The organism is Telluria sp. ZT3P26 (assembly GCF_059686035.1).
Window position 1 is genome coordinate 324,151 of sequence record NZ_JCASII010000003.1, and the last position, 13,664, is coordinate 337,814.

At 66.0% G+C, this 13,664-nt stretch carries 12 protein-coding genes; 6 read left to right on the top strand and 6 right to left on the bottom strand.

Going from position 1 to position 13,664, the window contains the following annotated elements:
• Positions 1 to 52: 52 nt before the first annotated feature.
• Both AC56LN_RS12190 and AC56LN_RS12195 read left to right on the top strand, forming a co-directional pair.
• Positions 53 to 298, top strand: coding sequence for a hypothetical protein (locus AC56LN_RS12190; RefSeq protein WP_499571997.1), 246 nt, complete (start codon positions 53 to 55; stop codon positions 296 to 298).
• Between the two features lie 111 nt (positions 299 to 409).
• A complete protein-coding gene (locus AC56LN_RS12195; RefSeq protein ID WP_499571999.1) occupies positions 410 to 2,773 on the top strand; it encodes a hybrid sensor histidine kinase/response regulator in 2,364 nt (787 codons plus the stop codon).
• A gap of 103 nt (positions 2,774 to 2,876) precedes the next feature.
• Here the strand turns inward: AC56LN_RS12195 and AC56LN_RS12200 are convergent, their stop codons facing one another.
• Together AC56LN_RS12200 and AC56LN_RS12205 are read right to left on the bottom strand one after the other, a co-directional pair.
• On the bottom strand, positions 2,877 to 4,055 hold the full coding sequence (locus tag AC56LN_RS12200; RefSeq protein ID WP_499572000.1) for a glycosyltransferase: 1,179 nt from the start codon (positions 4,053 to 4,055) through the stop codon (positions 2,877 to 2,879).
• 434 nt (positions 4,056 to 4,489) lie between these two features.
• Positions 4,490 to 5,698: a hypothetical protein gene (locus AC56LN_RS12205; RefSeq protein ID WP_499572002.1), complete on the bottom strand. Its 1,209-nt coding sequence runs from the start codon at positions 5,696 to 5,698 to the stop codon at positions 4,490 to 4,492.
• A 143-nt stretch (positions 5,699 to 5,841) separates the two neighbouring features.
• Here AC56LN_RS12205 and AC56LN_RS12210 point away from each other — a divergent pair, with 143 nt between their 5' ends.
• Complete coding sequence (locus tag AC56LN_RS12210; RefSeq protein ID WP_499572003.1) at positions 5,842 to 7,134, top strand: NCS2 family permease; 1,293 nt, start codon at positions 5,842 to 5,844, stop codon at positions 7,132 to 7,134.
• 128 nt (positions 7,135 to 7,262) lie between these two features.
• Positions 7,263 to 8,066, top strand: a complete 804-nt coding sequence (locus AC56LN_RS12215) for a DUF481 domain-containing protein (protein ID WP_499572004.1) — start codon at positions 7,263 to 7,265, stop codon at positions 8,064 to 8,066.
• Positions 8,067 to 8,070: 4 nt separating this feature from the next.
• Here the strand turns inward: AC56LN_RS12215 and AC56LN_RS12220 are convergent, their stop codons facing one another.
• From AC56LN_RS12220 to AC56LN_RS12230, 3 genes are read right to left on the bottom strand one after another with little or no spacing between them, the layout of a single operon-like run.
• Positions 8,071 to 8,547 carry a GNAT family N-acetyltransferase gene (locus tag AC56LN_RS12220; protein WP_499572005.1) on the bottom strand — a complete coding sequence of 159 codons (477 nt, stop codon included), beginning with the start codon at positions 8,545 to 8,547 and terminating at the stop codon, positions 8,071 to 8,073.
• Positions 8,544 to 9,824, bottom strand: coding sequence for an MFS transporter (locus AC56LN_RS12225; protein ID WP_499572006.1), 1,281 nt, complete (start codon positions 9,822 to 9,824; stop codon positions 8,544 to 8,546). Before AC56LN_RS12225 ends, AC56LN_RS12220 begins: the two co-directional genes overlap by 4 nt.
• Positions 9,821 to 10,141 carry a thioredoxin family protein gene (locus AC56LN_RS12230; protein ID WP_499572007.1) on the bottom strand — a complete coding sequence of 107 codons (321 nt, stop codon included), beginning with the start codon at positions 10,139 to 10,141 and terminating at the stop codon, positions 9,821 to 9,823. The genes AC56LN_RS12225 and AC56LN_RS12230 overlap by 4 nt, the downstream gene beginning before the upstream one ends.
• Before the next feature lie 193 nt (positions 10,142 to 10,334).
• On the opposite strand from AC56LN_RS12230, the gene AC56LN_RS12235 reads away from it, so the two are divergent.
• Together AC56LN_RS12235 and AC56LN_RS12240 are read left to right on the top strand one after the other, a co-directional pair.
• Positions 10,335 to 11,174, top strand: a complete 840-nt coding sequence (locus tag AC56LN_RS12235) for a glucose 1-dehydrogenase (protein WP_499572009.1) — start codon at positions 10,335 to 10,337, stop codon at positions 11,172 to 11,174.
• Positions 11,175 to 11,369: 195 nt separating this feature from the next.
• Positions 11,370 to 13,160: a sensor histidine kinase gene (locus AC56LN_RS12240; protein ID WP_499572011.1), complete on the top strand. Its 1,791-nt coding sequence runs from the start codon at positions 11,370 to 11,372 to the stop codon at positions 13,158 to 13,160.
• On the opposite strand, the gene AC56LN_RS12245 is transcribed toward AC56LN_RS12240, so the two are convergent.
• Positions 13,150 to 13,512 carry an META domain-containing protein gene (locus AC56LN_RS12245; RefSeq protein ID WP_499572490.1) on the bottom strand — a complete coding sequence of 121 codons (363 nt, stop codon included), beginning with the start codon at positions 13,510 to 13,512 and terminating at the stop codon, positions 13,150 to 13,152. The genes AC56LN_RS12240 and AC56LN_RS12245 overlap by 11 nt on opposite strands.
• Between the last annotated feature and the right edge of the window lie 152 nt (positions 13,513 to 13,664).

Consider the following 13,664-nt stretch of genomic DNA (forward strand, 5'->3'; position numbering starts at 1 on the left):
CGCATGTGCTGCGCCATAATCGGCACACAGCACACCATCCATGGAGATCACGATGACAAACCACGAACAGCCAGAGCGCAAACCTGCCGGCGGCGAGCAGCAACGCTCCGAGAACCTGCTGCCGGGCGAAGAAGGCTTTGAAGACGGCCGATTCGATGTCGCCGAAGAAGTCAGCCTCGACCAGCACTCCGACGAAGCGCGGCGCATCGGCCAGGCGCCTGGCAATGGCATCGCCGATGCGTTGCCAGAGTCGCTGAAAACCCCGGTGCCGTCGCAGCCGGTCCCGGACAAGACCTGACAAACCCGGGCCCCGCTGGCGCCCGGGGCCTGGTATCCGCCGAATTGCAGATTGACACATTTCCAACAGCACATTAGATTGACAGAATAAACACACTCGTAAGCCAGGCGCATGTTGACCGATTCGAACGACCGTCCCGACAGTCCTGACCGTCCCGTCGACCTTTTCCGTAGCTGCATCCTGTTTATCTGCAAGCGCGCCGACATCGACCCGGTTGTCACCCGGATCGCGAGCGACCTTGGCCGGACGGTGCTGCATGCCACCTCCCTCGAACAGGGTCTGGAACACGTGCGGCGCCAGGATTTTGCGCTGGTCCTGGTCGGCTACTCGGGTGACGCTGACAGCATGCTCGCGGTCATCGATGCCGTCCGCACCAATGCGCGCTCGAGCCTGACGCCCATCGTTGCCATCGGCCTGCCGCTACCGATGCCGATGCCGCAAGAGGCGCTGTACGATGCCGGCGTCATTGCCGTGCTGACCGAACCCCTGTCGCCGACGATCCTGCGCGCCAAGGCACGCTTCTACACGGCCGCCTTCGACACGCAGATCGAGCGCCGCCGCGCCGAAGCGGCGCTTGACGAGACCAGCCGGCGCCTGGCGCGCATCATCGAAGCTGCCGAGCTGGGCATCTGGTCGTGGGACATCGGCGCCGATCGCGTCGAGGCCGACGACCGCGTGGCCGATCTGTTCGGCGTGCCGCGCCAGGACCGGTGCAGCGCGCCACTGGCGCGCTACCTCACTGCGATCCACCCCGACGACGTGGAATCGACGGCCGCCGGCATCAGCGCCGCGATTGCCGCCTGCAGCACCTACGGCGCGACCTACCGGCTCCGGCTGCCGGATGGCGGCTGGCGCTGGGTCATGGCACGCGGCCACGTCGAGACTGATCTTCAGGGCAAGGCGCGCGTCGTGCGCGGCGTGATCATCGACACCACCCGCCAGCTCGAGGCGGAGCAGCAGCTGCGCGCGAGCGAAGAACGTTACCGCACCGTGTTCGACTCGATCGACGAAGGCCTGTGCGTGATCGACGTGCTGTTCGACGACGACGGCAAGCCCTGCGACTACCGCTTCATTGAAACCAATCCCGCGTTCATCAAGCATACCGGCCTCGTCGACGCAGTCGGCAAGACCATGCGCGACTTCGTCCCACGCCACGAGCAGCACTGGTTCGACACGTACGGGCGGGTCGCCACCACCGGAGAACCGGTACGCTTCGAGAACGAGGCCGGGGGTCTGTCACGCTGGTACGACGTGTATGCCACACGGCTGGGTGGCCCGCAGCCCCATCGTCTCGCCGTCCTGTTTACCGATGTGACCGAACGGCGCCGGTCGGACGCTGCGCTGCGCCAGATGGCGAACGACCTGTCCGAGGCCAACCGGCTCAAGACCGAGTTCCTGGCGACGCTCGCGCACGAGCTGCGCAACCCGCTGGCGCCGATCCGCAGCGGCCTGCAATTCATCCGGCGCGCGCCGGACGACGCCGCTGCCGTCAGTCGCGTCCACGAGATCATGGGCCGCCAGCTCGACCACCTGGTATTGCTGGTGGACGACCTGCTCGACGTCGCCCGCATCCAGCGCGGCCAGGTCGAGCTGCGCCGCGAGCCGGTCGACCTGGCCACGGTCATCGAGGCCGCGATCGAAACGAGCATGCCGCTGATCCAGGCCGCGCGCCACGCCTTCGACCTGCAGCTGCCAGCCAACCCGCTGCCGCTGCTGGCCGATCCGACGCGCCTGACGCAGGTGATCAGCAACCTGCTCAACAATGCCGCACGCTACACGCCCAAGGGCGGGCGCATCGCACTGGCCGCCAGCCGCGACGGCGACGAGGCGGTGGTCACCGTGAGCGATAACGGCATAGGTATCGCACCGGATGCGCTGGAAGCGGTATTCAGGATGTTCACGCAGGTCGGCCAGGCGCAACAACCTGGCTCGGGCGGACTGGGGATCGGCCTGTCGCTGGTGCGCAGCCTGGTCGAACTGCACGGCGGCAGCGTGCGCGCCGACAGTGCCGGCACGAATGCCGGCAGCGTATTCACCGTGCGCCTGCCATTGACGGGGGAGCCGGTTCGTGACGTGCCGCCGGTCGCCACTGCAGCGCCAGCACAAGCCTTGCAGTCGCGCAGCATACTGGTCGTCGACGACAACCGGGATGCGGCCGAAACCCTGGCCGCGCTGCTGTCCATGCTGGGCCACAGCGCGCCGGTTGCCAATGATGGCCACCAGGCCCTGCGCATGCTCCCGGGCCTGATGCCGGACGTCATATTCCTCGATCTGGGCATGCCGGGCATGTCCGGTTACGAGGTCGCCAGCAGGATCCGCGCCGAGGCCCGATACGCGGCCGTGCGCCTGGTGGCGCTGACCGGCTGGGGTGGCGAGACGGACCGCGAGCGCACCGCGCAGGCCGGCTTCGACGCGCACCTGACCAAGCCGGCCACGGTGGAAGCGATCGAAGACGTGCTGCGGCAGATCGCCTAGCGCCCGGCACCGGTCACGACAGGCGCACCGGGATGGAGGGCGCCACGTAAAAAGGGCCGGTGTCCTGCGACACCGGCCCTTTCATGACTGCTTGCTGATCCGTTTAACCGGCGTGGGCAACGGCCACCAGATCCGGCGTGCTTGGCACGGCTTCCTGGCTGGTCGCGAAGAAGCGCTCGACCTTGTTGCTGCGCTCTGCGCCTTCGATCAGCGCGTGCATGCTGCTGGCGGTCAGATCCCACGACGTGCCGGCGACGACTTCACGCATGCGCGCTGCCATGGTGGCACGGGCGTCAGGCGTCAGCGCCAGCTGGCGTTCGCAGGCCGCGATGAAGTCGGCGTGCGATTCGGCGATCTCGACCACGTCACCGTATGGCACCTTGACGTCGGTGATCGGCGTGGAGACCGATGGCAGCTCGGCCGCCATGTACTCCAGCACCTTGGTCGGGCTGATGAACTTGGTCGAGTCGTTGATAGCGAACGGCAGCAGGCAGACATCCCAGCCGGCCAGGAACTGCGGCAGCTCGTTGTACGTGCGCTGGCCCATGTAGTGCACATTGGCCTGTTTTGGCAGCGTTGCCGGATCAATCTTGACCACTGGACCAACCAGGACGATCTGCCATTCCGGATGCGCATCGGCCATGCTCGAGACCAGGTCGACATCGAAGCGTTCGTCGATCACGCCGTAGAAACCGAGGCGTGGATGGGCGATATGGGCCTGGTCGGGATGCGAGATTGCGGTGTCCTGCGCCTGGCGGAAGTGGGCGGCGTCAACGCTGCTCGAGAAGCAGTGGGCGTTGGCGTGGCGGTCGCGCTTGGACTGGTACAGGCTCGGGCCACCGGTGAACACCACGTCGGCGATGTTGAGCAAGGCGCTTTCGCGCTGCAGCAGCTGCTTTGGCGCGTTCTTGAACATCGCCAGCTCGTCCATGCAGTCGTAGATCACCTTGGATGGCTTCAGACCCTGCAGCAGCGGCAGCGCCATCGGGGTGTAGAACCAGACCACCGGCTCTTCGCCGGCAGGCACCAGATCGGCCAGCAGGACTTGCAGGGTCGGGAGCTGGTCATCGTGGAAGCCCCACTGGTGGATCGGCGTGTGCGGACGGCAGACGGTGATGTTGTCAGCGACTTCCATCTTTTCCAGGCGCGCTTCACCATCCGTGTGCATCGGCTCTTCGACGAAGAGAATCTTGTAGTGTTGAGCCAGACGTGTCATCAGGTGCTGGGGACGTTGAAATACGAAATCCCAGCGGAGATGGCAGAACACGATGAGGGTCGGCATGTGAGTTTTCCTTTTCGCCTTGGTGGCGCTATAGTTGTTGGTAATTGTGCTGCCGGACGGTTCTTCTCTCTCTACTGGGACCACCGCTGCGTACGCGCGGGAACCTGGCCGGACGAGTGGATCGTAACATGCAATTTTCTTAATCTTTTGAGTTGTGCAGAGCAATATTTCAACAAATGTAACGCGACCGCAGGTTACCCCTGTCGAGCGTCATAGGGAGACGCCCCGCCGGACCCGATCTGGTGTCAGTGGCGTCCTACAGCGCGACAGGAAGTTCCACTACGAGCAGAGGTGAAATCTTGACATGGCACACCGAAAGTCAGCGACCGAAATCGTCGTGAAATCGCGTTTGCATCGCACCACGGGTTGGTAATTCCAGTAGTGACGGGATGGGCGGACGCGCCGGCCGGCGCGTCTAGAAGAGGTTGGGTGACTCAGACCGGCTGGTAAGGCTCGGCGCCTTCAGCGTGACCGTCGCCGCTGAAACCGGCGGCGATCGACACACCTTCGAGGCCGATCGACAGCAGTGCGTCGCACAGTTCGTCGACTTCGGCGACCAGATCGGCGGCCAGATCGACCGGTTTCTCGACGCTGCCCCATGGCTGTCCGCCGTCCAGCGCGTAGAGGTTCGCGCGCAGCAGGATGTGTTCACCCATATCGATCGGCGCAACAGTCGCATGCACGGCATCCGGTGCCAGGTCCTTGGCCAGCAGCAGACCCTTGATCTCGGCCAGCACACCCAGTGTCGCCAGCTCGGCGACGCCCTGCTCCTTGGCGCCATAGAACAGGTCCTGGTACAGGAAGTTCACCTCGAGCCGCGCAGGGTCGGCCGCCAGGCAGCGCGCCACCAGCGGCGCGACGGCGACGGTCCAGTCACGGTAGCGGTCCATGCGCACCGCGAAATACGCGTCGCTGCCCGCCTCGTCCTTCGGAATCCGGTAAAACGCATCGTCGCTGCGCTTGAACGAAAAGCCGAGCAGGAAGCGCAGTTCGAGCGCGGTTTCGTCGGGCGCGACCGGCTCGCCGGTCCAGCCGCGCATGCTGGCCGAAATGGTCGGGGCCGGCTGCAGCTTCTTTTCCATCAGCGAGGCAGCGGCTTCGCGCAGCATCTCGTGCAGCGTGCCGTAGGCGATATGGTCGATTTCGCCCAGATCGAATGCGTGCTGCAGCAGGATCACGCGCGCATCCGGGCTATCGAGTCCGGCCGTCTGGAAGCTGGCCACGAGTGCCTCGAAGGCCGCCTCGTCCTGGAATGTCTGCTGCGCCACCAGGCCGCCCTCGCTGCGCACGAACAGCGGCACCATGAAGGCGTCGATGTCGTGTTCCGGGCTGCCTTCGCGCCCCACGCGCAGCGTTGCCGCTTCTTCTTCAATACACCCGCGCAGCACGCGGCAGGCCAGCGGATCGGTAAAGCGGGCCAGCTCGATCGCCTCGTACAGGACCTCGTCGCGCTTCTTGCGCACCGCCTTGCGCACGGCGAGAGCAAGCTGTTCGCGCCTGGCATCGTCGGGCTCGCTGGATGCCAGGTCTTCGCGCTCGGCGATCTCGAGCGCCAGATCGGCCATTTCCTGGGCCTGGGCATTGGTGTCCGGTTCGCGTGTGTTGTTCGAGGTGCGGGGCACCGGACGCTTGTTTTTTGGCATGTCTGAATGAAGTCAATGAAGGTGAACAAAGGATCGAGCTGGCATGGTAACACCGTGGCATGGCCCCTGACAGCACCGGCCACCCGACGCACGGCACGATCCGCAGTGATATGCTTCGCCCTACCGTAATTTGCAGGATCACCATGCTCGACCGTTTCTTCCAGCTCAGCGCCAACAACACGACCATCCGCACCGAACTCACGGCCGGCCTGACCACGTTCCTGACGATGGTCTACATCATTTTTGTCAATCCTTCGATCCTGGGCGACGCCGGCATGCCCAGGGAGTCGGTCTTCGTCGCCACCTGCCTCGTCGCCGCTGCCGGCACTGCCCTGATGGGCCTGTACGCCAACTACCCGATCGCCATGGCGCCCGGCATGGGCCTGAACGCCTACTTCGCTTACGCCGTCGTGCTCGGCATGGGCATTCCGTGGCAGGCGGCGCTGGGCGCCGTGTTCATCTCCGGCTGCCTGTTCATCCTGGTCACGATGGTCGGCTTGCGGGCGATGATCGTCGACGGCATTCCGCGCTCGATGCGGGTCGGGATCACGGTCGGGCTGGGCATGTTCCTCGCGCTCATCGCCCTCAAGAATGCCGGCATCGTCGTCGCCAGCGAGGCCACGCTCGTCAAGGCGGGCGACCTGCACCAGCCCGCTGCGCTGATGGCCGTGCTGGGCTTTTTCGTGATCGTCGCGCTGGATCGCCTGCGGGTGCGCGGCGCGATCCTGATCGGCATCGTGCTGGTGACCGTCCTCAGCTTCTTCTTCGGTGGCAATACCTACCAGGGCGTGTTCTCGCTGCCCCCGCCGATCTCGCCGACGCTGTTCGCGCTCGACATCCCGGGTGCGCTGGCCGCCGGCATCCTGAATGTGGTGCTGGTGTTTTTCCTGGTCGAGCTGTTCGATGCGACCGGCACCCTGATGGGCGTGGCGCGCCGCGCGGGCCTGCTGGTCGAGGGCAAGATGGAGCGCCTGAACAAGGCTCTGCTGGTCGACAGCGGCGCCATCGTGGCCGGCAGCGTGCTGGGGACGTCGAGCACGACGGCGTACATCGAAAGCGCGGCCGGCGTGCAGGTCGGCGGCCGTACGGGCCTGACGGCACTGACCGTCGCGGCGCTGTTCCTGGCCTGCCTGTTCATCGCGCCGCTGGCTGCCGTGGTGCCGGCCTACGCCACGGCGCCGGCGCTGCTGTTCGTCGCCTGCCTGATGCTGGCCGATCTGGGGGACGTTGACTGGAGTGATACCACCGAAAGCATCCCGGCGGCCGTGACCGCGCTGGGGATGCCGTTCACGTACTCGATCGCCGAAGGCATTGCGTTCGGCTTCATCAGCTACGCGGTGCTCAAGCTGCTGACGGGCCGCGCACGTGATGTGAAGCCGGTGGTCTGGGTCATTGCCGGGCTGTTTGCATTCAAGATCGCCTACGTCGGAGCGTGATCGGGAAGGCAATGCGTTACAATATCGGTCAACTCGCGGCAACGTAGCTGCCGCGCACGATTCACGAACGATGGGCCGGTTGCCCTGCACAAGTCCGGCGGTGCGGTGCGGCCCACGCTTCTCTACGGATGCTGATGAAACTATCCCCGATCCTGGCGCTGCTGTTTGTCAGCGTCCACGGCGCGGCCAACGCGGCCCCCGATCTCCCCCAGGTTGGCGACGTCCACGCGCCTCTGAAGGTCATGATGCCGGCGATTCCCGATGGTGGCTGGTTCACCTCGGCCGAACTCGGCGCGATCAATACCTCCGGCAATACGAGCGGCACGTCCGTGACGGGCAAGATCGACGCCCGCCACGAGACGTCGCAGTGGAGCCATGAATTCATTGCCAGCGGCTACTTCAAGGAAGACGAGTACGAGAACGAAGAAGGCGAACTGCAGCGCACGCGCTCGGCCGAGCGCTGGGCCACGTCGGCCAAGGCCTCGTTCAAGCTGCTGGGCGACGGACGCCGCGCCTTCATCCTGGGCTCGCACGTGAACGACAAGTTTGGCGCGTATGTGCGCTATTCGTCGCTGTCCGTCGGTTACGGCTCGCGCTGGTACACGGCGCCGGACAAGACGCTCGACGTCGAGATCGGTCCGGGCTACTTCAACGGCAAGCGCGAAACGGATGAAGAAGAAGATGGCCTGACCGTGCGCGGCGCAGCGCAGTTCCGCTGGCAGGTCAGCCCGTCGGCCTTCTTCGCGCAAACGATCAGCGTCGAAAAAGGCACGTCGAACACCCACTCGGTGGCCGAGACATCCCTGTCGACCAAGATCAACGGCAGCATGCAGATGAAGGCGGGGTTCAGCGTGCGTAACGACAGCAGCGTCCCCGAAGACAAGAAGAACACCGACACCCAGACCTCGCTGACGATGGTCTATTCGTTCTAGGCGTTCAGGCCCAGCGCAGTTCCAGCGTCGCGCCGTCGTCCCGCACCACGGCAAAGCCGCACGCCGCATACAGCGCGCGTGCAGCGGCATTCTCCGCACGCACCCGCAGCGTCAGTGCGCGCTGGCCACGGCACCCTGCCTGCAGCGCCACCAGCACGGTGCGCGCCACACCCTGGCGGCGCCGGTCCTGCGCCACCGCCAGATCCACCACGCGCAGCGTGTCGCCCGTCCAGTCCAGTACCACCCGCCCCACCGCTTGCGCACCATCCGTGAGCAGCCATGTTTCGGCTGCGGGATAGCGCCGCGCATACTCGTCGGCCTGCAGCCGCTGCTGATGCCGCGCGATGCCTTCGATGACGCTGCGCGGCACCGGCAACGCGCCCAGGTCGGGCCGCGTGGCCAGGTACAGCGATGCGATGAACGCCGCATCGGACGGCTGCGGCGCACGCCCCGTCAGGGCGCCGAAGCGGCGTCCGGTCACGCCGCCGCAGTGCGCGGCATCAGGCTTCTTGCCATGATCAGCGCCGCCAGGCTGATGAGCGCCGCGCCGCTCAGGTAATAACCGACATACTCGAGCCCGTAGTTGGTACCGAGCCACAGCGCGATATACGGCGCCACCGAGGCGCCCAGGATGCTGGCAAAGTTGAATGTCAGCGACGCGCCCGTGTAGCGCACTTCGGCCGGGAACAGCTCGGCCAGCAGCGTGCCCAGCGGTCCGTAGGTAAAGCCCACCAGGCACATGCCCAGCACCATGAAGGCACCGACCGACCATGCACCGCCGGCGCCAAACAGCGGCCCGTACAGCAGGCCGAAGAAGGCGATCGCCCCGCTCACCAGCATCATCGCGGTGCGGCGCCCGCGGCGGTCGGCCAGCAGCGCCGACAGCGGAATGGTCAGCGCAAAGAACAGCACCGCAAACAGTTGCAGCAGAAGGAATTGCTGGCGGGTGTAACCGAGTTTTGCCGTGCCCCAGCTCAGCGCGAACACCGTCATCAGGTAGAAGATAACGAAAGTTGCCAGCGCAATGAATGTGCCCAGCACCAGCGCGCGGCGATGATCACGCATGACCGTCACCACCGGCACCTTGACCCGCGCCTTGCTGTCCAGGACCTTCTGGAAGTCGGGCGTCTCGGTGATCTTGAGGCGGATGTACAGGCCCACGCCCACCAGCACGGCGCTGGCCAGGAACGGAATGCGCCAGCCCCAGGCAAAGAAATCGGCATCGGTCATGACTTCGCCCAGCAGCAGGAACACGCCGCCGGACAGGAAAAAGCCGATCGGCGCGCCCAGCTGCGGGAACATCCCGTACCAGGCGCGCTTGCCGGGCGGTGCATTTTCAGTGGCGAGCAGCACCGCCCCGCCCCATTCGCCGCCCAGCCCCAGGCCCTGGCCGAAGCGGCACAGCGCCAGCAGCAGCGGCGCAGCCACGCCGATCTGCGCATAGGTAGGCAACAGGCCGATCAGGATCGTGGACAGGCCCATCGTGAGCAGCGCCGCGACCAGCGTCGCCTTGCGGCCCACGCGGTCACCGAAGTGCCCGAACACTGCCGAACCCACCGGGCGTGCGAAGAAGGCAATGGCGAATGTCGCCAGCGACTGCAGCATCGCGGCGCCGGGATCGGCGGTCGGGAAGAACAGGCGCGGAAACACCAGCACCGCCGCCGTTGCGTAGATATAGAAATCGTAGAATTCGATCGTCGTGCCGATCAAGCTGGCGAACAGGACGGTGCGCGGTTTGTTGGCCGTGACAACGCTCATGCGGCCGCCTTGGCCAGTGCGTCACTCACGGCGCCGGCGTCGGCCGGGCGCACCACGCGCGCCACTTCGTGACCATCCCTGAGCACCACCACCGTGGGCCACAGCTTGACGCGGAACGAGCGCCCCAGTGGCCGGCCGGGACCGTCCTCGACCTTGACGTGGCTGGCGGCCGGATACGCAGCCACGGCCTGGGCGATGGCAGGCTCCGCTGCGCGGCAATAGCCGCACCAGTCGGTGCCGAAATCGAGGACGACAAGGCCCGGCGCTGCATCGATCTCGGCGCGCTCGGGCTGGTGGGTAGCATAGGGTGTTGGCATGCGGGTCTCCTGGTATCGGCCATGGTTTGGCCTTGTCAATAGCATAAGCCTACCCGAAAACGCGCTGCCGGCCTATCGGGGTTGCTACTGACGCAGGCCTGCCCCTGGGTGTGTCACCGAACCGACCGCCAGCGCAAACGCGGGCACGCTGGCTCCACATGCAGTCAGCTATCCAATTCGAAAGGCCATAACGATGAACATGCCATCGCAACAGCAAACACCACCGGGCAGCGAAGCGGCCCTGAACCCCAAGGCCGATCACGGCGAAACGACGTATCGCGGCTCCGGTCGCCTGCAGGACAAGGCCACCGTCATCACCGGCGGCGACAGCGGCATCGGCCGCGCCGTGGCGCTGGCCTATGCGCGCGAAGGCGCCGACGTGCTGATCTCGTACCTGAACGAGCACGACGACGCGAAGGAAACGGCGCGCCTGGTTGAAGAAGCGGGCCGGCGTGCCATCCTGGTGCCGGGCGACCTGGCCGATCCGGCGCACTGCCGCGCAGTCATCGAGCGCGCCGTGGCCGAATTCGGGCGTATCGACGTGCTGGTGAACAACGCCGCGTTCCAGATGAGCCATGAGGCCATCGAAGACATCCCGGACGCCGAGTGGGACTACACCTTCCAGGTGAACATCACGGCGATGTTCCACCTGTGCAAAGCCGCCGTGAAGCACATGCCGCGCGGCTCGTCGATCATCAACACCACGTCGATCAACTCGGACAAGCCCAAGCCGACGCTGCTGGCGTACGCCACCACCAAGGGCGCGATCGCCAACTTCACGGGCGGCCTGTCGCAACTGCTGGCCGACAAAGGCATCCGGGTCAATTCGGTCGCACCGGGCCCGATCTGGACTCCGCTGATCCCGTCAACCATGCCGCCGGACGAAGTGGAAAGCTTCGGCGACGAAACGCCGATGAAGCGCCCTGGCCAGCCGAAGGAAGTGGCGCCGGCGTTCGTGATGCTGGCGTCGGACGAAGCCAGCTATATCTCGGGCGCGCGCATTGCCGTGACCGGCGGCACGCCGATTCTGTGATCGTCTGTACCGATCGCCCGCGCTGAGCACCGGCGCTGGTCCCCACCGTGCGCGTGCAGGCTGCCCAGGCGGCCTGCACGCGCACGTCCGTTTCACGCAGTCGACTATTAACTTAAGTACAATACGCGCTTGCCCGACGCGGCACCCGGCCTTTTCCGGAAGCTGTCTTCTCGTCGCGGCCGTTGCCGACCATCGATGAAAACCCGCACATACCTGTTCCTGATGGCAGGCGCGATCTTGCTCCCCGTAGCCATTGCCTCATGGATCGGCCTGTCCATGCTGCTCGACTGGGAGCGCGACTCGCGCCTGCGCAGCGTCCGCGAAATGGCACGCGCCACCGCGTTCCAGATCGACCGCGAAATCGCCGCTGCCGAAGCGTCGCTACGCAGCGTTGCGTATTCGGAATGGATGCGCCAGCACGACTATGCACGGCTGCACAGCTGGACTTCGAGCACCAATAACGGCAATGCGCAGTCGTGGACCGTGCTGTATGACAGCAGCGGCCGCGAATTGTTCACCACACAGGCACCGATGGGCACCAAGATGCTGTCCCAGACCCGTGACTGGTCGAATCAGGTGTCACTGGCACGCGGCACGCTCGTGTCGGGCTATTTCATCGACGAATATTCGGGTCTTCCGGCGGTCGCGGTCAGCGTGCCGGCGCCGCTCGAAGATGGCCAGTACAACATCGTCAGCCAGATCTTCGACGTGCGCTTCTTCGAGCGCATCCTGCGCCACGATGCCATCGGCGACGACTGGAAGGTCGGCATCTTCGACCGCGATGGCGTGGCCATCATGCGCAACCGCGGCTCGGACACGCTGGGCCAGCCGATGGGCGCCGACTTCCTGGCGGCCACCCGCGCGGCAAATCACGGCGTGTTTCGCCACGTGACGCAGGACGGGCGCGACGTCTACGGCGTGTTTACCCGCTCGAAAAGCAGCGACTGGACCATCGTCATCGGCGTGCCGGTGGCGCAGATCGAGGCAGCTGCGCGTACCGCGACCTGGTATGCGGCGCTGGTGCTGGCGCTGCTGCTCGGCCTGGCCGTGGTGGTTGCCCTGTACCTTGGCCGCACGCTCGAGCGTGCACTGAGCCAGGCAGCAGCGGCGGTCTCGCTGCTGGCCTCCGGCGCCATCGCCCTGCCTGCCCGCACCCGGGTCGAAGAAGTCGATGCGCTGGTCGAAGGCCTGGCCACGACCAGCGAAGCGCTGGCGCGCGAAAGCCAGGTGCGCAAGTCGTTACAGGAAGAACGCGAACTGCTCCTGGTCAGCGAACAGCACGCGCGCCGCCTGGCCGAAGCCCAGAGCCGCGCCAAGGACGATTTTCTCGCCATGCTGGGCCATGAATTGCGCAACCCGCTGGCGGCGATCTCGGGCGCGATGTCGGTGCTGGACATGCCGAACCTCAAGCCGCACATTGCCGCCAATGCGCGCGACATCAGCCGGCGCCAGATGCGTCACCTGACCTGCATCGTGGACGACCTGCTCGACGTGCAGCGCATCCTGTCGGGCAAGATCGTGCTGCACCGCGCCCGCGTCGACCTGGCGGCGATCGTGCGCAGCAGCGCCGAGGCCAAGGCGCTGGTCGATGCCGGTGACCACGCCTGGACCATCGAGGCGATCCCCGACGCCTGGGTCGACGGCGACCACACGCGCCTGGAACAGGTCGTCGACAACCTGCTGCACAACGCCGTCAAGTACACCCCGAAAGGCGGCCGGGTCGACGTGCGCGTCTGGCGCGACGGCGACGCGGTGGCGCTCAGCGTCAGCGACACCGGCGTGGGCATCGCGCCCGAATTGCACCCCCTGATCTTCGACGTGCTGGTCCAGGGGCCGACCAGCATCGACCGTGGCCAGGGCGGCCTGGGCCTGGGCCTGGCGCTGGTCAAGCAACTGACCGCGCTGCACGGCGGCACCGTTGCCGTGCACAGCGACGGGCCCGGCAAAGGCAGTTGCTTCATCGTGCGTGTGCCGGCTACGGCGTGATGCGTTCCCACACATAGACCCCGGCGTCAGCTGGCAGGGCCGTGTGCAGGCGATTGTCCTGCAGGCGCCAGGTGCGCAGCGCCGGCAGGTCCTGCGCCAGTCGCGTGCCGACGGCATCCGGCGGACACATGGCGCGGGTCGTCGCGACCGGCCCGAGGCTCAGCGTGCCGCCCGTCGCATCGGTGGCCACTGCCTGCCATGGACCGTTGCCGCGATTGCAGTCGAGCTTGACCGCCAGGCGGCCCTCCTTGCCGAAGCTCAGCGTGAAGCCGTCCGGCGCGCCGGGACGCAGCGGCTTGCTGCCGTCATCGTTCGTCTGGAATGACGCCAGGCGCCAGCTGGTGTCTTCCAGCGATGGGGCTGCTGGGTGTGCCCGAGCACGCGCCCAGTGCGAGGCTGACGGACAGGATACAAAGGGTTGAACGCATCATCGATTCTCTCCAGAAAAAGTAGCCGCCCAGAATATCGCATCTGCCCGGAATGAACCGCTCTGCAGGCTGGGAA

What these genes read in the sequence shown, in the direction of transcription:
- AC56LN_RS12190 (WP_499571997.1), top strand. Translation starts at nt 53, where the DNA reads ATGACAAACCACGAACAGCCAGAGCGCAAACCTGCCGGCGGCGAGCAG.
- AC56LN_RS12195 (WP_499571999.1), top strand. Translation starts at nt 410, where the DNA reads ATGTTGACCGATTCGAACGACCGTCCCGACAGTCCTGACCGTCCCGTC.
- AC56LN_RS12200 (WP_499572000.1), bottom strand. Translation starts at nt 4,055, where the DNA reads ATGCCGACCCTCATCGTGTTCTGCCATCTCCGCTGGGATTTCGTATTT.
- AC56LN_RS12205 (WP_499572002.1), bottom strand. Translation starts at nt 5,698, where the DNA reads ATGCCAAAAAACAAGCGTCCGGTGCCCCGCACCTCGAACAACACACGC.
- AC56LN_RS12210 (WP_499572003.1), top strand. Translation starts at nt 5,842, where the DNA reads ATGCTCGACCGTTTCTTCCAGCTCAGCGCCAACAACACGACCATCCGC.
- AC56LN_RS12215 (WP_499572004.1), top strand. Translation starts at nt 7,263, where the DNA reads ATGCTGATGAAACTATCCCCGATCCTGGCGCTGCTGTTTGTCAGCGTC.
- AC56LN_RS12225 (WP_499572006.1), bottom strand. Translation starts at nt 9,824, where the DNA reads ATGAGCGTTGTCACGGCCAACAAACCGCGCACCGTCCTGTTCGCCAGC.
- AC56LN_RS12230 (WP_499572007.1), bottom strand. Translation starts at nt 10,141, where the DNA reads ATGCCAACACCCTATGCTACCCACCAGCCCGAGCGCGCCGAGATCGAT.
- AC56LN_RS12235 (WP_499572009.1), top strand. Translation starts at nt 10,335, where the DNA reads ATGAACATGCCATCGCAACAGCAAACACCACCGGGCAGCGAAGCGGCC.
- AC56LN_RS12240 (WP_499572011.1), top strand. Translation starts at nt 11,370, where the DNA reads ATGAAAACCCGCACATACCTGTTCCTGATGGCAGGCGCGATCTTGCTC.